The organism is Nocardia sp. CC227C (assembly GCF_030767025.1).
GTDB lineage: Bacteria > Actinomycetota > Actinomycetes > Mycobacteriales > Mycobacteriaceae > Nocardia.
On sequence record NZ_JASITE010000006.1, the window covers coordinates 43,341 to 63,722 of the forward strand.

Consider the following 20,382-nt stretch of genomic DNA (forward strand, 5'->3'; position numbering starts at 1 on the left):
CGGTGTCAGTCCGCGAGCGTGGACGGCAGCGCGATAGACCAGGATCCATCAGCTTCGATCTGGAGAGTGTGCGTGCCGGCGGGAACGGCCACGGTGCCGCGGTAGGGACCGACGCCGTCCACGATCGGTGTGGGCCACGGGGTGTGGGCGACCACCCGGAAGCGTTCGGCTCCAGCATGCTTGACGCGGACTTTGGCGAATCCCATGCGCAGCCGGGTCGGTATCCGCAGCACCGCTGATCCCATGCCCGATGCCCGCCCGTTCCATCTCGGGGCATCGGTCAGACGGTCGACCGTCACGCGCCAGCGGGTATCGCCGGAGGTGTCGATGTGCAGTGTCGCCGGGGCCGCGCCGAGATCCAGCGGCAGCACGCCGCGATAGTTGCCGACCGCCTCCGCCAGCACCACGAGCACGGTACCGTGCTCGCTCCGAGTGGTTACCCGAAAGGGGCTGTCGCCGTCCATGATCAGGCCCACGGTATGGCTGACGCCCGGTGCGAGCTGCAGTCCCAGCACGGCGGATCCGCGACCGACGATGGCATCGGGCAGCTCTCTGGCCCCGAGCAGCAGACCCGGGCCGAGCGCGACCCGCGATTCGGGCGATCGCTGGGCGGGGACGGCGTCGGCGGACTGTCGCGGTAGTGGCAGGGTGGTCGGGCCGGCGGGGCGCGACGCTCGCCTGGCGCGCGTCGATCGGGTTCTGCGCGACAACAATACGGGCATGGCCGCCATCTGCCCGATGGTCACCCACAGATCCAACGCGGTGCGCACACGCTCGTCGATGAGGTGGTGCAATTCCTCGTTGTCCAGTGCCGGATGCAGCCCGACCAGATAGTCCGACTGCACCGCCGCCTGTCCCGCCAGAGACCGAATGCGGTTCAGCTTCGGTTCGTACTCCGCGGGCGTGTCGATTTCGATGGCGTACACCGCCGCCTCGGCCAGCTGTCGTGCGGTGGACACCGCGGCGGCCATGGCATGGCGGTGTGGCCGTGAGGTGTTCGTCGCGACCGGACCCACCTGAAGCGGGGTCGGCACCGGCATGACGGCGGTGATCTCGAACCGCGGGTCGATGGTGGCGGCGCGGGCGTACTTCAGCCACTGCTCCACCATGCTCAGCCACCGCCACACCTGGTCGTAGGTCTCCGGCGGAACGTACCCCGCGGTACGGGGATCGACGGCGTACACGGTATCCAGCACGGACTCGCTGAGCGTCTGCCATGCGGTCGCGGACCAGGCGGCGAGCAGTCGCGACTGGACCGCGGGGGATGCCTGCCAGACGCTCATCCCGGTGAGCGCCAGCTCGGCGCGTACCTGGTCGGTCAGCAACTGTTCCTGATGCGCCGCCCGCCCGGCCGTGCGCAGAGCTTCCAGGACACCCGCATCCCGCTCGCCCTGCCGTAGTGCGCGCAGCCGGGTCCGCAGGTTCGGCCGTGGCCCCACCGTCACTTCCCCTCCTTCGATCACCCATACGGTAGCCGACCTTGTTCTGCGGCTTTCTCATTCGGACCATTCGGGCAGGCAACCGCAGGTCAGCGCCCACGTGCGGACTGCGCCATGAATCTTCACCCCGAAGATTTCAATGCTGATGGAATCCCTGCCTTGCACCTGTATCGTCAGATGCGAACGACTGCTCCACACGGACGCGATCTGGAATGATCTCCTATCGTGGTTCCGCCTATCGGCGAGCTGCCCGTGCGATCATCGACCGCTGGTGCACGGAAGGGTAAGGGGTTTGCGAGACTTGAACATCAACGCCATACGAGCACGGCAAGCACGGCCGAGTGTGGCGCGCGTGTACAGCTACGTGCTCGGTGGGCGCGACAACTACGGGGTGGACAAGGACGTCGGGGATTTCTTCATGGGCGACCTCCCCGGCTCGGAGATGCTGGCCATTACGAATCGTCAAGCCATCCTCCGCGCGGCCCGCGACATGGCCTCGGACGGCATCCGGCAGGTCATCGATATGGGCTGCGGACTGCCGACCGATGAGAACGTGCACGATGTGCTGCGGCGCAAGGTCCCCGATGCGCGTGTGGTGTACGTCGACAACGATCCGTTCGTGGTCGCGCACGGTCGGGCGCTGCTGGCCGTCGATGACAATATCGCGGTGGTGGAGGCCGATGTCGGCGATCCGGCGGCCATTCGGGAGCATCTGGATGTGCAGCGGCTCATCGATCTCGACGAGCCCGTCGGCCTCATCTTCGGCGTGGTGCTCAGCTTCCTCGACGACGAAGCCGATCCGGCCGCGGTCGTCCGGGACTGGTCGGAGCGTCTGGCACCCGAAAGTCGCGTCTACATCTCGCATTTCCGCACCGGGCGCACCCGCGAGGCGGTCGCCACCGAACGCAAGATCCGCGACGCCTTCGGGGTCGGAACCTGGCGGGACGAGGAGAAGATCGAGAGCTTCTTCGGCGATCTCGAACTGCTCGAGCCGGGATTGACGCCGTGTGCTCACTGGCGGCCGGAGCCGCCCGCACCGGGAACCGAGGCGGTGCAACAGGATCTGAGTATCTGGGAGGACCTCATCGTGGCGGGGATGGCCCGCAAGCGCTGAGTTCCTATGTGGTCGGATCGGTGAACAGTCCCTTCCGGGGTGAGACCAGCGGCAACGGGCCGAGCATGCTCTGATGCCCGTTGGTCGCCGAGCAGAACCGGAAGGGCCCGTCCGCGGCGAGCAGCCGGGCCATCTGCGGGTCGGCGTGATCGAGGAACCACACGCTCAGGCCCGTGCGCGAATCCAGGCGGTAGTGCTCCCAGGCCCGCCACAGCACATCCAGCCGCGCCACCGCCTCCGCGTGCTTCCACCATTCCAGACACCAGGCCTGGTTCGGGTCGTTGACCACATCGCGCCGGTACACCACGCTGAGGTAGTTCTCGACGAAATCGATGACCGACGGATAGACGTACGGAGCACTCCAGTCACTCATGCCGTCCATTCAACATCAGAATGGCTCAACGTCACTGTGACGCAAAAAAGTTCGGCATAATGCCGACGTCAATCCGCCCGGTCAGCGGGTGCACGCCACATCGACCAGATGAGCGGTCCGCCGTCGGTGAAGTCGTACTCCGCGGTCCGGACGAACCCGAAGCGCTCGTAGTAGGGGACATTGTCGGCCTTGCTGGATTCCAGATAGGCGGGCACTCCCTCGGCGTCGCAGCGGTTCAGCCGCGAGTTCAGCAGGGCCTGACCGTATCCGCGCCCGCGCGCCGCGGGCAGGGTGCCGATGAAGGCCAGATACCAGTGCGGTTCGCGGGGGTGTACGGCCGCCATCCGTTCGGCCATGCGCCCGCCCAGGCGGATGCGGCCGCGCAGCGCCCGGATCATGCCCGGCGCGGCGCGGAGGCTGTCCGCGGTCGAGGCGTGCCAATGTCCCGGCGGAGCCCAGACCGCCGCGCCGACAATCGCCCCCGCGTCGTCCTCGGCCACCTCGACACCGCCGTAGCGGAGGAAATGGGTGCGCGTCAGCGTGGCGTACACGAGCGCCATGCGTTCCGCCCGGACGTTCGCGTCGGGAACGAAGTAGGCGGCGACGGGGTCGTCCAGGAAGGCGATGCCGAGGACGCGGGCGAGTTCGGGGATATCCGAACCGGCTGCCGGGCGAACAGTGACCTGCATCAGCTCAAACTACAACCAAGATCTTCGGCAGGCCACGGTCCGAACCACCGCCGCGCCGGTGTTCACCGACAGCGGAACCGCGGCGGGGCGCATCACATCTGTGCGGCCGTGGCGCGAACGGTGATGCGCGCCCCGTGCGCGGGCACATGGGTGATATTGCGAATGCGCGTCCGCTCCACCGCCCCGTCCTCGGGTAGTTCGAGGGTGAATCGGCCGAGCACTTCCCGCAGCACGACGGCGCCTTCCATGAGCGAGAAGCCCGCACCGATGCACCGGCGCACCCCACCGCCGAACGGCAGCCAGGTATTCGGTGCGACGCTGCCGTCCAGGAACCGGTCGGGCCGGAACCGGGCCGCGTCCGGGTAGGCGTCGAATCGCTGATGCGCCAGCAGGATCGAGGTCGACACGACGGTGCCTTTCGACAGCTCGACCCCACCGATGGTCATATCGCGGGTGAGTCTGCGCCCGGTCGCGGCGATGACCGTACGCCGCCGCAGCGACTCCTTGAGCACCGCCTCGAGGTACTTGTCGTCACCGTCGTATGCGGCCCGCCGTGCGGTGTCCTGGACCTCCGGATTCGCGGCCAGCTCCTGGAACGCCCAGGCCAGCGCCGACGCGGTGGTCTCGTGCCCGGCGAGCAGCAGGGTGATGAGCTGATCGCGCAGTTCCGCATCGGAGAGCGGCCGATCCGCCGGATGGTCGCCGCTCCCCACGGCCAGTAGCCGGGACAGCACGTCGGCGCGCTGGCCGATATCGGAATGCGCTCGGCGGCGGGCGATCTCGTCGAACAGCAGGGCATCGACGGCGAGCTGGTTCTCGCGGAAGCGCCGCCACACCCCGACGCGAGCCAGGCGCGGATACTTCCACCCGAAGAACACGATCGGGTTGATGTTCACGATCCGGCGCAGTCGCGGTGCGAGTTCGGCCCGCCGCCGCTCGTCGGTCATGCCGAAGACCACCTGCATGATCACGTCGAGGGTGAGCTCGTTCATGCGGTCCAGGGCGGGCAGGGTGGCCCCGGACGTCCACCGGTCGACATGCGTCTTGGTGATCGCCTCGACCATGGCCCGGTAGCCGTGCAGGGCGGATCCGGTGAAGGCGGGCATGAGCAGCCGCCGCGCGCGGGCGTGCTCCTGTTCGTCGGTGAGCAGCACCGAACGTTCGCCCATAATGTGCACCAGCAGCCGATTGCCCTCGCCCGCATGCAGATCGGCGGGGTCGGCGGCGAAGATCTGCCGGATGTGCTCCGGTCTCGAGAAGATAACCACGTGCTCCGAATAGGGCGGCACCAGGCGCAGGCTGAACACATCGCCGTAGCGGCGGGCCGCGCGCTCGAGCAGGAATCCGCGCCACTTCGCGTACAGCACGGTCTGGACGGTCCTCGGCAGCCGAGGTCCCGGGGGAGGGGCGGTGGGCACGGAATTCCTTTCGGGCCGCGGGCGGCGGCGGCCGCCTCTCGTCCACGGTAGAGCGCGAGCGGACGCCGCGCGGAGATATGCTCGGCCAATCTCAGCGCACGGCGGCGGCGCAGCGGCGGGCGAGCTTGTCGATCTCGGCGACCAGTTCCGGCGGTTCGGTGACGGTGAAGTCGGTGTCGAGCGAGGTCAGCATCCAGGACAGGGCCCAGGGTGAATCCGCGCCGAGGTGCAGCAGGCAGCTGGTGTCGTCGACCGCCTCCAGCACACCCATACCCGGCCAGATCTCGTCGGCGAGTTCGGCCGCGCCGCGGTGCAGGGTGACCGTGGCCCGATACGGCCAGGAACCGTGGGACAACCGCCGGGACAGGTACGCGACCACATCACCCTCCGGCGGCTCCCGGGGTGGGAACCGCGGTCCGGTGGGGATGCGCGGACGCAGCCGGTCCACCCGGTACGACCGCCAATCCGCCCGGGTGACATCCCAGGCGACCAGGTACCAGTGCCGGTTGAAGTTCACCACCGCCTGCGGTTCCACCTCTCGGATCGTCTGTCGCCCAGCATGATCGGTGTAGTCGAAACGCAGCCGCTCGCGCCGGTCGCAGGCATCGGAGAGGGCGATGAGGACATCGGGCTCGACACGCGGCGCGGCGGCCTGTACGCGTACCACCGACCGCGTCAGTCCCGCGAGCCTGTGGCGCAGCCGTGACGGCAGCACCTGTTCCAGCTTGGCCAGCGCCCGCAGCGACGCCTCTTCGATGCCGGAGACGGTGCCGCCGGTCGTGGTGCGCAAGCCGACGGCCACCGCCACGGCCTCCTCGTCGTCGAGCAGCAGCGGCGGCAGGGACGAACCCGCGCCGAGCCGGTATCCGGCCGTGCCCTGGACGGCGTCGACCGGGTACCCCAGTGCCCGTAGGCGGTCCACGTCGCGGCGCACGGTGCGAGCGCTGACACCGAGCCGATCCGCCAGTTCGGGGCCGGACCACTCGCGATGGGTTTGCAGCAGCGACAGCAGTCGCAGTAGTCGCGCCGAGGTTTCGAGCATGCCCCGAGATTGCCCCATGGATAGGTCCGAACTTGACCTAAGCGCCTTCTAGCGTGAGAAACATGACGAACATCGAGTCCTTCCGCATCGACATTCCGCAGCGCGATATCGACGATCTGAACGCCCGGCTCGCCAACACCCGCTGGCCGGACGAACTGCCCGGGGTGGAGTGGACGTACGGCATTCCGACCTCGTACGTGCGCGAACTCGCCGAGTACTGGCGGACCGAGTACGACTGGCGGGCCGCCGAGGCCGCCCGCAACGAGATTCCACAGTTCGTCACCGATATCGACGGGCAGCGTCTGCATTTCATGCACATTCGCTCCCAGGAGCCCGACGCCCTGCCGCTGGTCCTGATCCACGGCTGGCCGTTCGCGGATTTCACCGACATGATCGGGCCGCTCACCGATCCGCGTGCGCACGGCGGTGCGGCGAGCGACGCCTTCCACCTGGTGATCCCGAGCCTGCCCGGCTGTGGCCTCTCGGGTCCGACGCGTCGGCCCGGGGACGCGGCCACCGAGCGCGCGGCCGAACTCATCGCGAAACTCATGGCACGCCTGGGCTATTCGCGCTACGCCAGCCAGGGCGGGGATGCCGGTTCCTTCATCGCGCCCCAACTGGGCCGCATCGACACCGCACATGTGGTCGGCGTGCACCTCAACGACCCGATCACCATCCCGTCCTGGGACGACGACGGGTCGGACTACGGTCCGGAGGACCAGCGGAGGCTGGCCGAACTCCAGGACTGGTCGAGCCAGGACCGTTCCGCCTACGCCATGGTGCACTCCACCCGACCCCAGACCCTCGCCCCAGCGGTCGCGGATTCCCCGGCGGGTATGATGACCTGGATTCTGGATGTGGTACAGACGTACGTGAATCCGGAGCGGTCGCGGCCGGACACGGCCATGGACCGCGATCTGCTGCTGACCAACCTGTCCATCCTCTGGTTCACCAATACGGCCGGGTCGTCCATGCGGCTGTACCTCGAATCCCAGCAGTGGGGTGCGGAACTGACGAACTCCGGAGTACCCACCGGTGTCGCGACCTTCCCGGGTGGGACCAGCATTCGCGGCCTCGCCGAGAAGCAGAACACCGTCGTGCACTGGTCGGAGTTCGACCGCGGCGGGCATTTCGCCGCCATGGAAGCACCCGATCTGCTCACCGCCGATCTGCGTGAGTTCTTCCGCGAACTGCGCTGATCGACCATCCCTAGCGCAGGGTTTCGATCCACCGCCGCGTATCCGCCGGGTCGATGACATCATCGAGTTCCAGCACGGTCGCGGCGGTGAGCGCCTTGCCATTGGCGTAGGCGAGTCGCACCAGATTGTCGAATGCGGTGGCGCGCTCGGCCGGATCCTCGATGGCGGCGAGTTCCTTGGCGAAGCCGAGCCGCACCGCGCCCTCCAGGCCCATGCCGCCGATCTCCCCGGTGGGCCAGGCGACGATGAAGCGCGGGGCGCGGAACGAGCCCGCCGCCATGGCCTGCGCGCCCAGGCCGTAACCCTTGCGCAGGATGACGGTGCCCCACGGCACCGTCAGTGCGGCCGCGTCGATGAACAGGCGGCTGAACTTGGTGACCGTGGCGTGCGTCTCGGCCTCCGGTCCGACCATGAAACCGGGTGTGTCGCAGAGTGATACGATCGGCAGCCCGTGCGCGTCGCAGAGCCGCAGGAAGGCGCTGAGCTTGTCGGCGGCGGGGGCGTCGATGGCGCCGCCGAGGTGGTGACAGTCGTTGGCGATGAGCCCGAAGGGACGGCCCTGGACCCGTACCAGCGCGGTCACCACGCCGACGCCCCAGTCGCGCCGTAGCTCCAGCACCGAACCGATATCGGCGACGGCCTCGATGGCGGCGCGAATATCGAAGGCGCGCAAACGATTCTCCGGCACCACATGCCGGGACAGCCGCGGGTCGGGTGCCGTCCACTCGGTGTCCACGCCCTGGAAATAGGCCAGATACCGGCGTGCGACGGCGACCGCCTCGGCCTCGTCGGCGGCCACCACGTGTACCACGCCGTTGCGGCGCTGCACCTCGACCGGGCCGATGTCCTCGGGCGCGTACACGCCCAGCCCGCCGCCGGAGATCATGGCCGGGCCACCCATGCCGATATTGGCCTCCGGCGTGGCGATGACGACATCGCACATGCCGAGCAGGGCGGCGTTCCCGGCGAAGCAGCGGCCGGACACGATGCCGATGAGTGGGACCGTGCCGGACAGCGCGCCCATGGCACGGAAGGTGGTGACGTCGAGGCCGGAGATGCCGGAGTAGTCGGTGTCTCCGGGCCGCCCGCCGCCGCCCTCGGTCCAGAACACCACCGGAAGTCGTTGTTCCCGAGCCAGTTCCAGCATGCGATCGGTCTTGGCGTGATTGCGCATGCCCTGGGTGCCCGCCAGCACGGTGTAGTCGTAGGACATGACCACCGCGCGGGTCGACGCCACGCCGAAGCGGTCGGCGTTGACGGTGGCGATACCGGCGACGAGGCCGTCGGCGGGGGTATTGGCGATGAGGTCGTCGGGGCTGCGGCGCAGGCGCTGGGCCGCGACCGCGAGGGCTCCGTACTCGATGAAACTGCCCTCGTCGACCAGGTCGGCGATGTTCTCCCGCGCCGTGCGCCGACCGAGGCGGTGCCGTTTGGCCACGGCCTCCGGGCGCGCCTCGTCGCGGGTGCGGCGGTGGCGTTCGCGCACCTCGGCCAGGTCGTCGCGCACCGCGTCGAGGTCCGCCGACTCGAGGCCGACCGTCGCGCCGTCGTGGTCGGCCTCGGTCCAGATCAGCAGCGGCGTATGGGGGTCCACCACGCTGCCGGGCGCGACCAGGGCGCGGCGCACCCGCAGCGGTTGCTCGGCGCGCACCACGTGCTGCATCTTCATGGCCTCCAGCACCGCCACCTCGGCACCGGCCGCGATCAGCGTGCCCGCCTCGACCACGCTGACGACCGTGCCGCCCAGCGGGGAGCGCAGCGCCTGCTCGTCGTCGGCCAGTTCGGGTTCCGCGGCCACCGGTGTCGGCGTCGCCGCGGCGGCGGGCGCGATATCGACCGCCCGGGAGAGGAGTTCGCCGACCTGCCGCTCGAACCATACGGTCGACACCGCCGCGCCGTCGGCCAGGGCGTCGAGCACCGCCCGCTGGAGCGCGATATTGGTGTCGACGCCGCCGATATCGGTCTCGGCCAGTGCGTCGGCGCAGCGACGCAGCGCGGCCGGATACGACGGCCCCCGGGCGATGACCTTCGCCAGCAGCGAGTCGAAACGCGCGCCCTGCCGCATGCCCGGATAGGCGGCGGTGTCGACGCGGACCCCGATCCCGCTCGGGGGCGTGAACCGGTGCAGGAGTCCGGTGCCGGGCAGCACCTCACCTCCGGCGGTGACGGTCTCGGCGTTGAGCCGTGCCTGGACCGCGTATCCGCGCGCACGGATCGCCTCGATACCGAGGTCGTCGAGCGTGCGCCCCCGGGCCAGGTCCAATTGGACGGCCACCAGGTCCAGGCCGGTGACCTCCTCGGTCACGGTGTGTTCGACCTGGAGTCGCGGATTCACCTCGAGGAACCACGCGTCGTCGCCCGACACCAGGAACTCGACGGTGACCACGCCCCGGCAGGCCACCGATTCCGCCAACCGCACCGCGTACTCGTGCAGCGCGGTCCGCAGCGGCGCATCCAGATTCGGGGCGGGCGCGATCTCGACGAGTTTCTGCTGCCGCCGCTGCACACTGCAATCCCGGTCGCCGACCGCGACCGCGCGGCGACCGTCCGCGACGATCTGCACCTCGATATGCCGGGCCTCGCCCACCAGCGCCTCGGCGTAGACGGCGGCATCCCCGAATCCGGATCGGGCCTCGGACCGGCAGCGCTCGTACGCCTCGGACAGCCGGGCCGGATCGCGCACCACACGCATACCGCGACCGCCGCCTCCGCTCGCAGCCTTGACCATGATCCCGCCGGGATGGTCGGCGAGCAGCGCGCCGATCTCGGCGAGGCCGGCGTCCGCGGCGGTGGCGGCCAGTACCGGTACACCGGCGCGCGCCGCGGCGGCGCGGGCGGCGACCTTGTCGCCGAAGACGCGCAGCACATCGGGGGAGGGGCCGACGAACACCAGGTCCGCCGCCGCGCAGGATTCGGCGAACGCGGCACTCTCGCTGAGGAATCCATAGCCCGGGTGGACGAGCGCGCCGGGCCCGGCCGTGCGGGCCGCCTTCACGACGGCAGCGATGTCGAGGTAGGCCGCGGCGCCGTCGCCGGGCAATTCCAGGGAGTCGTCGGCCAATCGCACCCACAGCCCGTCCGGCTCGTCCACGCCGTACAGCGCGAGCGTCGTGGCACGGCGCTCGCGCGCGGTGCGCACCACCCGAACGGCCACTTCTCCCCGGTTCGCCACCACGATGTGCATCCCGACAGTCTCACCGACGCCGCCGTCGGCGTCACGCGGAGCGGCGGCCGGTTACCGACTGGACGGCCGTGTCCGCACGGGTGCCGACATGCCATTGATGCAAATGTCCAGGTAATCCGACCTTTCGGTCATATCATTGCGCTATGCCCACCAATCGGATCGAGGGGCGTACCGCGGTGTTCGCCGAGTGGGCTTGGCAGACACTGCTGGTGATCGGCGTGTGCTCGGCCGTGCTCGGGCTGGCGACGGCGGTCTGGCCGAACAAGTCCACCACCGTGGCGGGCACCCTGTTCGGATTGGTCCTGCTGGCCACCGCCGCGGTGCAGGCGATCGTGGCATTCGGTGCGAAGATACCGACCGCGCTGCGATTCCTGGAGTTCCTCAGCGCCCTGCTGGCGGCCGCCCTGGGCTACTGGTGCCTCGGCAGCGGCGAATGGGTCCCGCTGCTGGGCATGTGGGTCGGCATGGGCTGGATGGCGCGCGGTGTGGTGCTGGCGCTGGTGGCGGCCTGGTCGGACGAGCTCGCGGGCGCGGGACGGCAGGAGCTGGTCGGGCTGACCACGACGGTCGTCGGCCTCGTGGTGGCGGTGGCACCGTTCCATTCGATCGCCACCCTGTCGGTGGTGGTCGGCCTGTTCACCCTCGCACTGGGCGTCTCCGAGGTGCTGACTGCCGTGCGCGTCGAGCGCACCGCCGAGCAGATCATCGGAACGTACTGATCCGCCCGACGTCCGCGGCGACCCGGAGGTCCGTCCATTGCCCGATGGTCTCGGGTGGTGTCCGGATGTCTTCTCCGCATGTGTTCTCCGCGCGGTCGGTTACCTCACCCGTCCCTATATCGTCTACCGCAGCCGCGACACCGCCCGGTGCGCGGCTGGGACGTGCGCAACAAGGCCCCTCTCCGCGCCCCGGCGTGACCGGCCACCATCCATCAGACGGAGGAACTCTTGCCGACCGAAACCGCGTGCCGTACCGAACAACCGGTGATCGACTTCCCGTTGCCGCCGCACCCGGACTGTGCGGCGTACGAGGCGAGTTGGGCGGTCCGCCTGGCCGACACCGATACCCGGGAGCGGCTGCGCCTCGACGGCATCGCGCGGTACGCCATGGATATCGGCTACGACCAGCTGCGCGCCGCCGAGGACGGGCATCTGCATCCGGCCTGGCTGGTGCGGCGCACCGTGATCGACGTGCTGCGGCCGATCCGGTTCGGTGACCGGGTGCGGCTGCGGCGCTGGCCGTCGGCGCTGTCCAACCGCTGGTTCAACGCCCGCATCCAGATCCACAGCGATCAGGGTGGAACGGTCGAGGTCGAGCAGTTCCTCATCAATGTGGACCCGCGGGCGGGGCGTCCGGCCCGCATGACCGACCGCTTCATGTCGCCCATGCTGGCCGTGACCACCGAACACCGGCTGCGCTGGAAGGCCGCGCTGCGCGAGCAGACCGCCCCCGCCACCGAATCCCGCCCCTTCCCGCTGCGCGCCACCGATTTCGACCGCCACGACCACGTGAACAACGCCGTCCACTGGCAGGCCGTGGAGGAGGCTCTGACCGCCCATCCGGACCTGCACGAGCGACCGCACCGAGCCATCGTCGAACACGTCGGCCCGGTCATGTCGGGCAACGACGTCACCCTGCGCGGTTGGCGGACCGATACCGGACTGCACGTGCAGTTGGAGATCGACGGCACGGCGCGGACCCTCGCGAGCGTCACGCCGCTCGACTGACCGACGGCCGGATCAGCGCAGGGTCTCGAGCACCCGGTGGGCGAACTCCTCGGCGTCGGTGCGGATGCCATTGTGCGCGCCGGGGAATTCGGTGACGCTGAGGCCGAGCCGGTCCGCGATCGCCGCGGCCGGCCGGTAGGGCAGGCAGCCGCGCGTCTCGCGGCCCGCCGCAAGCACCAGACGGGCGGCGTGCGGCGCCAGGGCCGCGTAATCCGGTTGGTACGAGGTGAATTCACGTAGCTCGTACTCGATCATGAGCGGCCCGTTGGCGGCCAGGCGCGCCCACATCTCGGCGGTGCGCGGCGGCAGCTCCGCCACCTCGGGCGCGGGTTTCATCGCGCCCCCGATACCGGCCAGGAACCTTGCCCCGGCGGCCGCCGGGCCGTCGCTGCGGTGGAGGGCGTAGACCTCCTCGACCATGGCGCGGTGTGCGGCGGCGTCGGGCAGGACGGCGAAACAGGGTGGCTCATGGGCGATCAGGGCGCGCACCCGATCGGGGTGCCGGGCCAGCAGGTCCAGGCCGACGATCGCGCCGTTGCTGGTCCCGCACACGTACGCGGGTTCGTCACTCAGGTGGTCGAGCAGGTGGTACGCGTCATCGCTCTGCACGGCCACGGCCTGCCGCTCCGGGTGGCCGCTGTCCAGGGTGCTGCGGGAGTAGCCGCGCGGGTCGAGTGAGGCGACGGTGAAATGCCGCTCGAGTATCTCCGCCATGGCGTCGAAGACGCCCGCGTCTCCGCCGCCGCCGGGGATCATGAGCAGCAGCGGTCCGCTGCCGCGCATCTCGTAATAGACGGTCGCGCCCGGGACCTTCAGGGTGCCGGATCTCCATGTTCCGGATGTCATTCGCACTGCTCCTTGCCGGTAGGACGCCACTGCTCGAGCGTGCGGTGCAGGGCGTCGAGGATGTGTTCCCACGAGATGTCGGTGGGACGGGAGTGGGCGAAGCCACCGGCCGCCTCCAAGGTGGCGAAGCCGTGGAAGGTGCTGCGCAGCAGCCGAACCGCGTCGGTGGCCGCGGGCTCGTCGAGTCCGTAGCCGCGCAGCAGGGCGGTGGTCAGTTCGATCGTGCGCAGGAAGGCCGGGTGATCGCTCACCTCGGCCGGATCCAGGCGCATCTGGGTGGCGGCGTAGCGGCCCGGATGGTCGAGCACATAGCCGCGATAGGCCCCGGCGAATCCGAACAGCGCCGCCCGACCCGACCGCCCGGCCATCGCCACCACGATCCGATCGGCCATCTCGCCCGACGCCAGCAGCGCGATCCGCACCCGCAGATCGTGCAGGTTGCGCACATGCGCGTACAGGCTCGGGTCCTTGACACCGAAGGTCCGCGCCACGGCGGACAGGGTCACCCTGTCGAACCCGATCTCGTCGGCGAGTTCGGCCGCGGCGCCGGTGATTCGATCGGCCGTGAGGCCCGCGCGCGGGGACATGCGACTCCCTTCTTCCTACTATGATTAGGTTATTACCTAATATAATTAGGTTCGCGAGAAATGCACAGAGCGCCTGGTGATCGGCGGTTCGGTAGTCCTGAGGTATCAGTCGGCGCTGTCGCGGTTCGCTCACGCGGTGGATGTGCGCGCGGATGGCGCGACATAGCGTGGCCGTATGTCCGGTTCGCCTGCCGCATCGTCTCGTGTCCGCCGGATCGGGGAGATCGATGTCCTGCGGGGATTCGCGTTGTTCGGGATCCTGGTCACCAATGTCGTGGTCCTCACGACGCTGCTGTCGTTCACCGGTACGGACGACGACCCGCGCCACCTCTACGACGGGACGATCGACCGGTTCGTCTACGCGGTCGTCGACGGGCTGTTCCTCGGCCGGTTCTACCTGCTGTTCGCGTTCCTGTTCGGCTACTCGTTCACCCTGCAGATCGCTGCGGCCGAGCGGGCGGGAGCGCGTCCGGTGCCACGCCTGCTGCGGCGATGCCTGACACTGCTCCTGATCGGCCTCGCGCACGTCATGCTGCTCTGGTTCGGCGATATCCTCACCCTCTACGCGGCGCTGGGGCTGATACTGGTGCTGGTGCGCAAGATCCGGCCCCGGACGGCGTTCATCGCCGGGGTGCTGCTGTACCTGGTGTTCGTGGCGTTCTCCTTCCTGCCCGGCAGCGGCGAGATCGAAGGTCTCCGCGCCGTTTTCGACCTCCAGGCCATGCGGGCGGGCTACACCGGAAGTCCCGCCGACACCTTCCGGGCCCAACTCGACACCGCGCCGGTGTTCATGCTCCTCATCTGGCTCACGCAGGGCGTTCCGAGCCTGGGCATGTTCCTCATCGGCATGGCGGCCGGGAAGCGGCGGATCTTCGAGAACGCCGATCTGCTGCGCCGCTGGACACGTATCGGTCTCGTCGCGGGCGGGCTCGTCGGACTGCCGGTGTCGCTCGTGACCCTCTTCTTCGCGACCAGGGACGGCGACCTGCCCCCGTACTGGTACGGCGTGCAGGAATTGGTGAATCCGGTGGTGACACTGGGCTACATGGCGGTCATCGTCTGGCTGGCGCACGGTCGCTGGGCGGGCGGGATCGCGCGCCTGGCCCCCGCCGGTCGCATGGCGGCGAGCAACTACATCCTGCAATCGGTGGTGATGATGCTGGTGTTCACCGGGTACGGGCTGGCGCTGGCGGATCGGGTCGCCCCCGCCATCGCGGTCGGTATCGCACTGGCGACCTACATCGCGCAGCTGTGGTTCAGCACGTGGTGGTTGCGCAGTCACGGCTACGGGCCGGTCGAGTGGCTTTTGCGCGCGGCCACCTACCGGCGGTGGCCGCGGTGGCGCCGCGATGTCGCCACCGCGGCGAACCGCTGATCCGGCCCGCAGCTGATCCGGCCCGCACCCGAGAACGCTGCGCTCCCTCGGCGCGATGGATTGCGCGGCCCGCGCACGACGTAGCGGGGCCATGGCGAAACATGCGATACCGGAGCCGGATTCGCCCGGGAGACCGCCGCGCCCGCTATCGCGGAGAACGGCCGATATCGAATCGCCTGGCGGGCATGAGCATTCCCATACTGGTCGTCTTCGGAGCCGAGGGCGGACGCGCCAACCCCGCATCCGCGCGCGGGTACCGCGCGATCCCCGGCGTTCGCATCGAAACGCTGGCCGGTTGATCGACCTCCCTTATGCCCGACACGTGGAATCCTCAACGCACTGCGGGTATGTTGAACAAGCACAGGAAGTTCGAGCCGCCGTGCCGTACCGCAGCGGTGGCCGCGGACCGATCGCACAGCGGAGGGATAGGGGCGTGGGATGGGGCGCGCCGACGAACCGGGCCCACATATCACCAAGTGCAACGGCCACGAAGCTCGGTGGTGCCGGATCGACGGTGAGGTGCACGTCTTGAGCGTGCATCTGCAGAACCAGCCGGAACAGGTGTTCCAGGAGCCCGTAATCCTGGGCACCGCATACGATTACATGCCGCTCGCACTCTGGAAACAGGTGCAGCGCGACCGGGGCGCGGATCTGTCCTGACCGCACCCCGCCGGTATCGTCAGGCCGGGCGGTCGGCTGGGTGGCGATTCCGAACGGCCTACCAAGCCTCGATCAGGGGGACCTCGTGGTCCCGTTGCCGCCATTGCGCGTCGAGGCGGGCGATGCGCTCCGGGGCGGCGATGCCGTGCACGCCCGCGATCTTGCCGTCTCGCATGTCGAAGACGACCACACCCCGGACCTGGTCGTCGACCGTGGCGACCATGGCGGGGGAGCCGTTGACCACGGCGGCGTGAATCGGGGTTCCGGTAGTAATCGCCGAAAATCGGGCGGATATGGGGTAGTTGCCTGGTAGAGGTGGGTTTCGTGCCGGGAGGAATTGTTCCGGTATTTCACGCTGACGCCAGCGGATTTGGCGCTCGTCGATCCGGGCCGGGTAATCACCCACGCTGCCAGTCGTGGGACCACTGACAGCATGATGAAGTGGAACAAGTTGTCGCGCTGTCGATCGGCGAACGCGACGTTTCCGAACGACGAATATGCAGCAGTAGAGGATGTTCTGCAATCGGAAAAGGGGGAAACCTCTGCCCCCCGAGGCGCTGACGTCCCGGGGCCAGAGGCTTCAGTAGGAGTTAGTGAGGGTCAGTCGATGACATGCGAATCGCTCAAAGGCTGGCTCTTGTCCAGCAGCGTCTCGCGGTTGAGGCGATCTTTGTTCACGACTGTGACGTCGGCGTGGTACGGCTGCAGAATGATCTGCGCATCGCCCAAATAGCCGGACTTCTTGCTTTTTTCGATCATTCCGACTTCGGGCCCAATCCAGGCGAGGAAGACATCACGCACGGTTGTTTCGCCAGCACCGTCACCTTGTACGCCGTCGATTCTGACCAGCGCGTACTGGATTTGATCGTCCTCGAGTAGTGGGACGATGTTCTCGACGCCGCCCTCCCCTCCGGCGGTGAAATGCACCGTGGATGCTCCGACATAGTTGAGGAGTAGCCACCCGGAGGTGGTGCCGTTCTCGCTGAACAAGCTGTTTCGCGCCTCGCGCAGTTCTGCCTCGTTGTCGACCTTCAAAGACATAATACCTCCCTGAGTTCCGAGCCCCCGCAGGACACCGTGGCATAGCCCCGGCGTGCAGCTCGACCCCGTTGTCGACTCCCCTTAACTTCAGGCTAACCGCTCTTCGGCGATCGCGTACCTGAAATGGGTTCCCCTGCACGGTGTTACGGACCCGGCGGCAGAGTATGCGACTCGGCCGGGCCCAGCATCGGGTCGCCGTCGAGCAGCGGTTCGGGCAGCCAGGCGCCGACGGCGCGCTCGCGGCGCGCCGCGGCCGAGCGCAGCCGGTCCAGCGCCAGATTGGTGACGATCCTGGTCAACCAGGCCTCGGGAACCTCCACGTAGGCTCGGTCGGCCGCCGGCCACCGCAGGAAGGCGTCCTGCACCGTGTCCTCGGCATCGGCGGCCGACCCGAGCAGCCGGTCAGTCGGCGATGTAGCGCAGCAGCACCGCGGTGGAGAATTGTCGCGTCTCGGCCAGACGGAGCGGGATGTGCTTGTCCAGCGGCGGGAACATCGGGGTGCCGCCGCCGAGCAGGATCGGCGAGACGAACACGTGGTACTCGTCGATCAGGCCGTGCGGCAGCAGATCGGCGGCGAGGGTCGCGCCACCGACCTCCATGACGCCGTCACCGCCGGCCTTGAGCGCGCGGACTTCCTCGACCGCGTTGTCGCTGACCAGGGTGCTGTTCCAGTGGACTTCGGTGAGCGTGCGCGAGAAGACGACCTTCGGCTTGGTGGTCCAGAGCTTGGCGAAGTCGCGCTCGACGGGGGGAGCGTCCTCGGACACATGCGGCCAGTATTCGGCCATCAACTCGTACAGGCGACGGCCGTGCAGCGAGATCTCGAGCTCGCGGAAGCGATCATTGTGGAACTGGTGCAGCTCGTCGTCCGGGGTGGTCCAGTCGATGCTGCCGTCCCGGTCGTTGATGTAGCCGTCCAGGGATACGCCGAAGGTGTAGACAAGTTTCCGCATAACCGGTTGGACCTCGCGCGGACTCGAAATTCATCGGCGCTCAGCGAGATTTCCGTGTAGATCAGGCGATCGGCCGCCATGATTCCGGCGCACCCGCCGCCGATCACGACCACAGCGGTGTCCTCGCCGGCAATCCATGACCTCTACTACGCCCGTCACCACCGCGACCCTGTCCGTACCCGATGGCACGCTGTACTACGAACTGCGCGGGCAAAGGCCCGCTGATCGCCGTGGTCGGGGCCCCCATGGGCGCGGGGGAGTTCCAGGGGTTGGCCGAAGCCCTCTCCTCGGACTTCACCGTACTCACCACCGATCCCCGGGGGCATGGCAGCAGTGTGCTGACCGATCCGGAGCAGGACCCGACCCCACCGGCTCGCGCGGATGATCTCGCCCGGCTGATCCGCCAGGTCGACGCCGGTCCCGCCGTGGTGTTCGGTTCCAGCGGTGGTGCCGTGACCACGCTGGCGCTGGTCGCGGCGGCTCCGGAGCTGGTGTCTGTCGCGATCCCGCACGAGATATCGAGGCCCTGCGGGCTGCGGATACGCGAATCGTGGTAGGCATCGGCGCGGAGTCGACCGGCCAGGTGTGCGACCGCACGTCGCGCGCCCTCGCCGCCGCACTGCGCACCGAGCCGGTGGTGTTCCCCGGCGACCACACCGGATTCCTGGCCGATCCCGTCGGCTTCGCAGGGACCCTGCGTGCCCTGCTGTCTTGAATCTCTTCCGTCGCACACCACCCGGCCCGGCGTCGGCTGTGTGAGGATGGGCGGCGTTCGTTCAGGTCGGTACGTGAGGAGCAGTTGGTGAGAGTTCGATACCTCATGGGATTGCCGGTGGCGGTCATGGCCATGGTGCCGGTGTTCGGGTTCGCCGCTACGGGCACGGCCCAGGCGCGGGTGCAGACGTACAGCTGCACTGCCGAGTCGTGGGGCGGTGAGCAGCTCGGCCCGGTGACCGTCGAGTCGAAGTACGGTGTGCGCGCGGCCAAGGGGCTGGCCAAGACGGAATGGCGCGGGGAGGCCGAGTACGCCACCATCGAATGCACTCCCGTCTAGTGCATCCGGCCCCGTCGTCGAACACATCGGGCCCGCCGCGGATATCGCGGCGGGCCCGATGTCTGTGTGCGAGAGGCTAACCGGTGAACACCGCCGCCTGCTCGGCGAGATCCAGCAGTGGCTGCGGGAAGATGCCGAGTACCAGGGTGGCCGCCGCGGTGACGGCGATAACGGTGGTGGTGAGGGTCGGGTAGACCAGCGTCGGCGGGTCCTCCGGCGGATCGGTGAAGAACATGAGCACGATGACGCGGACGTAGAAGAACGCCGCCACCGCGCTGGTGATCACGCCGACGATGACCAGCGGTGTGGCCCCGCCCGACGCCGCTGCCTCGAACACCGCGAACTTGCTGATGAAACCGCTGGTGAGCGGGATGCCCGCGAAGGAGAGCAGGAACAGCGCGAAGATCGACGCCAGCCAGGGGGAGCGGCGGCCGAGCCCGGCCCAGGCCGACAGCGTCGTGGCCTCGTCGCCGTTGCGATCGCGGATCAGGGTCACCACGGCGAAGGCTCCGACGGTGCCGAGCCCGTAGGCGACCAGATAGAACAGCACCGAGGAGATGCCCGCGGTATTCGCCGCCACCAGCGCGGTGAGAATGAAGCCCGCGTGCGCGACCGACGAGTAGGCGAGCATGCGCTTCATATCGGTCTGGGTGATGGCGAGTACCGCGCCGACGACCATGGTCGCGATGGCGACGGCCGCGAGGATGGGCCGCCAGTCGTCGCGCAGTCCGGGCACGCCCACGTACAGCACGCGCAGCAGCGCGCCCACCGCCGCGATCTTGGTGGCGGCGGCCATGAAGCCGGTGACCGGTGTCGGCGCGCCCTGGTACACATCCGGCACCCAGGACTGGAACGGCACCGCGCCGATCTTGAACAGCAGGCCGACCGCCAGCATGGCAACACCCAGAACGGCGAGGGTGCGCTCCCCGCTGTCGCGGGAGATCGCCTCGGCGATGCCGGACAGGCGCACGCTGCCCGCGTACCCGTACAGCAGTGCCATGCCGTAGAGGAAGAACGCCGACGAGAACGCGCCCAGCAGGAAGTACTTCAGCGCCGCCTCCTGCGAGAGCAGTCGCCGCCGCCGAGCCAGCCCGCACAGCAGATACAGCGGCAGCGACAGCACCTCGAGCGCCACGAACATGGTGAGCAGGTCGTTCGAGGCAGGGAACAGCATGAGCCCGCCCACCGCGAACATGGCCAGCGGGAACACCTCGGTGGTTGCCACACCGGCCCGCGCGGCCGCGAGTTCGTCGCTGCTGCCGGGGGTGGCGGCGGCCTGCGGGGTGAAGGCGTCCACGCCCTTGGACGCGGTCAGGCTCCACGTGCCGGGGCCTTCCCGGCGCACCGGATTCCGGTCGGCGCGCCGCTCGGCGAGGAACAGCAGGCCGAGAATCGACACCACCAGGATGGTGCCCTGCAGGAACAGGGTCACCCCGTCGATGGCGACCGCGCCGACCACGGCGGTGGCCTCGGTGCCGCGCAGTCCGATGACCGCGCCGAGCGCCACCGCCAGACCGCCGAGGCCGAGCACCAGATGCGAGCCATAGCGGAACCGCCTGGGCAGGAACGCCTCCACCAGCACCATCACCACGGCCACGCCGAAGACGATGAGCATGGGGGACAGGTCCCGGTACTCGATGCTGGGCGCGGGGACGGTCGCGGCGAGCAGCGAGTCCGACA

Annotated in this window: 21 protein-coding genes and 1 pseudogene; 9 read left to right on the plus strand and 13 right to left on the minus strand. The window is 68.9% G+C overall.

Going from position 1 to position 20,382, the window contains the following annotated elements; translation table 11 throughout:
• Positions 1-5: 5 nt before the first annotated feature.
• On the minus strand, positions 6-1,445 hold the full coding sequence (locus QMO76_RS13670) for a hypothetical protein (protein ID WP_306361653.1): 1,440 nt from the start codon (positions 1,443-1,445) through the stop codon (positions 6-8).
• A gap of 265 nt (positions 1,446-1,710) precedes the next feature.
• Here QMO76_RS13670 and QMO76_RS13675 point away from each other — a divergent pair, with 265 nt between their 5' ends.
• Positions 1,711-2,553, plus strand: a complete 843-nt coding sequence (locus tag QMO76_RS13675) for an SAM-dependent methyltransferase (RefSeq protein ID WP_306361654.1) — start codon at positions 1,711-1,713, stop codon at positions 2,551-2,553.
• A 4-nt stretch (positions 2,554-2,557) separates the two neighbouring features.
• On the opposite strand, the gene QMO76_RS13680 is transcribed toward QMO76_RS13675, so the two are convergent.
• The 4 genes from QMO76_RS13680 to QMO76_RS13695 all read right to left on the minus strand — a co-directional run bounded on the left by QMO76_RS13680 (position 2,558) and on the right by QMO76_RS13695 (position 6,075).
• Positions 2,558-2,926: a DUF4913 domain-containing protein gene (locus QMO76_RS13680; RefSeq protein WP_306361655.1), complete on the minus strand. Its 369-nt coding sequence runs from the start codon at positions 2,924-2,926 to the stop codon at positions 2,558-2,560.
• 68 nt (positions 2,927-2,994) lie between these two features.
• Complete coding sequence (locus QMO76_RS13685; RefSeq protein WP_306361656.1) at positions 2,995-3,615, minus strand: GNAT family N-acetyltransferase; 621 nt, start codon at positions 3,613-3,615, stop codon at positions 2,995-2,997.
• A gap of 92 nt (positions 3,616-3,707) precedes the next feature.
• The gene (locus QMO76_RS13690; protein ID WP_306361657.1) at positions 3,708-5,033 is read right to left on the minus strand and encodes a cytochrome P450; all 1,326 of its coding nucleotides are present in this window, start codon (positions 5,031-5,033) and stop codon (positions 3,708-3,710) included.
• 91 nt (positions 5,034-5,124) lie between these two features.
• On the minus strand, positions 5,125-6,075 hold the full coding sequence (locus QMO76_RS13695) for a YafY family protein (RefSeq protein ID WP_306361658.1): 951 nt from the start codon (positions 6,073-6,075) through the stop codon (positions 5,125-5,127).
• Between the two features lie 62 nt (positions 6,076-6,137).
• Between QMO76_RS13695 and QMO76_RS13700 the strand changes: the two genes are divergently transcribed.
• The gene (locus QMO76_RS13700; protein ID WP_306361659.1) at positions 6,138-7,274 is read left to right on the plus strand and encodes an epoxide hydrolase family protein; all 1,137 of its coding nucleotides are present in this window, start codon (positions 6,138-6,140) and stop codon (positions 7,272-7,274) included.
• Positions 7,275-7,284: 10 nt separating this feature from the next.
• Here the strand turns inward: QMO76_RS13700 and QMO76_RS13705 are convergent, their stop codons facing one another.
• Positions 7,285-10,458 carry a carboxyl transferase domain-containing protein gene (locus tag QMO76_RS13705; protein ID WP_306361660.1) on the minus strand — a complete coding sequence of 1,058 codons (3,174 nt, stop codon included), beginning with the start codon at positions 10,456-10,458 and terminating at the stop codon, positions 7,285-7,287.
• 143 nt (positions 10,459-10,601) lie between these two features.
• On the opposite strand from QMO76_RS13705, the gene QMO76_RS13710 reads away from it, so the two are divergent.
• Together QMO76_RS13710 and QMO76_RS13715 are read left to right on the plus strand one after the other, a co-directional pair.
• Complete coding sequence (locus tag QMO76_RS13710; RefSeq protein ID WP_306361661.1) at positions 10,602-11,177, plus strand: DUF308 domain-containing protein; 576 nt, start codon at positions 10,602-10,604, stop codon at positions 11,175-11,177.
• 228 nt (positions 11,178-11,405) lie between these two features.
• The gene (locus tag QMO76_RS13715; protein ID WP_306361662.1) at positions 11,406-12,185 is read left to right on the plus strand and encodes an acyl-[acyl-carrier-protein] thioesterase; all 780 of its coding nucleotides are present in this window, start codon (positions 11,406-11,408) and stop codon (positions 12,183-12,185) included.
• 12 nt (positions 12,186-12,197) lie between these two features.
• On the opposite strand, the gene QMO76_RS13720 is transcribed toward QMO76_RS13715, so the two are convergent.
• A complete protein-coding gene (locus QMO76_RS13720) occupies positions 12,198-13,031 on the minus strand; it encodes an alpha/beta fold hydrolase (RefSeq protein WP_306361663.1) in 834 nt (277 codons plus the stop codon).
• Positions 13,028-13,618, minus strand: a complete 591-nt coding sequence (locus QMO76_RS13725) for a TetR/AcrR family transcriptional regulator (protein WP_306361664.1) — start codon at positions 13,616-13,618, stop codon at positions 13,028-13,030. The genes QMO76_RS13720 and QMO76_RS13725 overlap by 4 nt, the downstream gene beginning before the upstream one ends.
• Positions 13,619-13,793: 175 nt before the next feature.
• On the opposite strand from QMO76_RS13725, the gene QMO76_RS13730 reads away from it, so the two are divergent.
• Positions 13,794-14,993 (plus strand): DUF418 domain-containing protein, encoded by a 1,200-nt coding sequence (locus QMO76_RS13730; protein ID WP_306361665.1) that lies wholly within the window; start codon positions 13,794-13,796, stop codon positions 14,991-14,993.
• Between the two features lie 528 nt (positions 14,994-15,521).
• On the plus strand, positions 15,522-15,653 hold the full coding sequence (locus QMO76_RS13735; protein ID WP_306361666.1) for a hypothetical protein: 132 nt from the start codon (positions 15,522-15,524) through the stop codon (positions 15,651-15,653).
• Positions 15,654-15,711: 58 nt separating this feature from the next.
• Here the strand turns inward: QMO76_RS13735 and QMO76_RS13740 are convergent, their stop codons facing one another.
• The 4 genes and pseudogenes from QMO76_RS13740 to QMO76_RS13755 all read right to left on the minus strand — a co-directional run bounded on the left by QMO76_RS13740 (position 15,712) and on the right by QMO76_RS13755 (position 17,648).
• The gene (locus QMO76_RS13740; RefSeq protein ID WP_306361667.1) at positions 15,712-15,897 is read right to left on the minus strand and encodes a hypothetical protein; all 186 of its coding nucleotides are present in this window, start codon (positions 15,895-15,897) and stop codon (positions 15,712-15,714) included.
• A gap of 356 nt (positions 15,898-16,253) precedes the next feature.
• Entirely contained in the window at positions 16,254-16,694 is a 441-nt protein-coding gene (locus QMO76_RS13745) for a coactosin family protein (RefSeq protein WP_306361668.1), read from the minus strand.
• Between the two features lie 167 nt (positions 16,695-16,861).
• Positions 16,862-17,095: pseudogene (locus tag QMO76_RS13750) on the minus strand (sigma factor); the annotation flags it as partial.
• Position 17,096: 1 nt separating this feature from the next.
• Entirely contained in the window at positions 17,097-17,648 is a 552-nt protein-coding gene (locus tag QMO76_RS13755) for a dihydrofolate reductase family protein (protein ID WP_306361669.1), read from the minus strand.
• Positions 17,649-17,830: 182 nt separating this feature from the next.
• Between QMO76_RS13755 and QMO76_RS35350 the strand changes: the two genes are divergently transcribed.
• From QMO76_RS35350 to QMO76_RS13765, 3 genes are all read left to right on the plus strand, one after another.
• Positions 17,831-18,205 (plus strand): alpha/beta fold hydrolase, encoded by a 375-nt coding sequence (locus QMO76_RS35350; RefSeq protein ID WP_372341969.1) that lies wholly within the window; start codon positions 17,831-17,833, stop codon positions 18,203-18,205.
• Complete coding sequence (locus QMO76_RS35355; RefSeq protein WP_372341970.1) at positions 18,199-18,363, plus strand: hypothetical protein; 165 nt, start codon at positions 18,199-18,201, stop codon at positions 18,361-18,363. The genes QMO76_RS35350 and QMO76_RS35355 overlap by 7 nt, the downstream gene beginning before the upstream one ends.
• 87 nt (positions 18,364-18,450) lie before the next feature.
• Positions 18,451-18,702 (plus strand): hypothetical protein, encoded by a 252-nt coding sequence (locus QMO76_RS13765; RefSeq protein ID WP_306361670.1) that lies wholly within the window; start codon positions 18,451-18,453, stop codon positions 18,700-18,702.
• Positions 18,703-18,778: 76 nt separating this feature from the next.
• Here the strand turns inward: QMO76_RS13765 and nuoN are convergent, their stop codons facing one another.
• The gene (gene nuoN, locus QMO76_RS13770; RefSeq protein WP_372341977.1) at positions 18,779-20,317 is read right to left on the minus strand and encodes an NADH-quinone oxidoreductase subunit NuoN; all 1,539 of its coding nucleotides are present in this window, start codon (positions 20,315-20,317) and stop codon (positions 18,779-18,781) included.
• Positions 20,318-20,382 lie beyond the last annotated feature (65 nt).

What these genes read in the sequence shown, in the direction of transcription:
- QMO76_RS13680 (WP_306361655.1), bottom strand. Translation starts at nt 2,926, where the DNA reads ATGAGTGACTGGAGTGCTCCGTACGTCTATCCGTCGGTCATCGATTTC.
- QMO76_RS13685 (WP_306361656.1), bottom strand. Translation starts at nt 3,615, where the DNA reads ATGCAGGTCACTGTTCGCCCGGCAGCCGGTTCGGATATCCCCGAACTC.
- QMO76_RS13695 (WP_306361658.1), bottom strand. Translation starts at nt 6,075, where the DNA reads ATGCTCGAAACCTCGGCGCGACTACTGCGACTGCTGTCGCTGCTGCAA.
- QMO76_RS13700 (WP_306361659.1), top strand. Translation starts at nt 6,138, where the DNA reads ATGACGAACATCGAGTCCTTCCGCATCGACATTCCGCAGCGCGATATC.
- QMO76_RS13705 (WP_306361660.1), bottom strand. Translation starts at nt 10,458, where the DNA reads ATGCACATCGTGGTGGCGAACCGGGGAGAAGTGGCCGTTCGGGTGGTG.
- QMO76_RS13710 (WP_306361661.1), top strand. Translation starts at nt 10,602, where the DNA reads ATGCCCACCAATCGGATCGAGGGGCGTACCGCGGTGTTCGCCGAGTGG.
- QMO76_RS13720 (WP_306361663.1), bottom strand. Translation starts at nt 13,031, where the DNA reads ATGACATCCGGAACATGGAGATCCGGCACCCTGAAGGTCCCGGGCGCG.
- QMO76_RS13725 (WP_306361664.1), bottom strand. Translation starts at nt 13,618, where the DNA reads ATGTCCCCGCGCGCGGGCCTCACGGCCGATCGAATCACCGGCGCCGCG.
- QMO76_RS13730 (WP_306361665.1), top strand. Translation starts at nt 13,794, where the DNA reads ATGTCCGGTTCGCCTGCCGCATCGTCTCGTGTCCGCCGGATCGGGGAG.
- QMO76_RS13745 (WP_306361668.1), bottom strand. Translation starts at nt 16,694, where the DNA reads ATGTCTTTGAAGGTCGACAACGAGGCAGAACTGCGCGAGGCGCGAAAC.
- QMO76_RS13755 (WP_306361669.1), bottom strand. Translation starts at nt 17,648, where the DNA reads ATGCGGAAACTTGTCTACACCTTCGGCGTATCCCTGGACGGCTACATC.
- QMO76_RS35350 (WP_372341969.1), top strand. Translation starts at nt 17,831, where the DNA reads ATGGCACGCTGTACTACGAACTGCGCGGGCAAAGGCCCGCTGATCGCC.
- nuoN (WP_372341977.1), bottom strand. Translation starts at nt 20,317, where the DNA reads ATGCTCATCGTCTTCGGCGTGGCCGTGGTGATGGTGCTGGTGGAGGCG.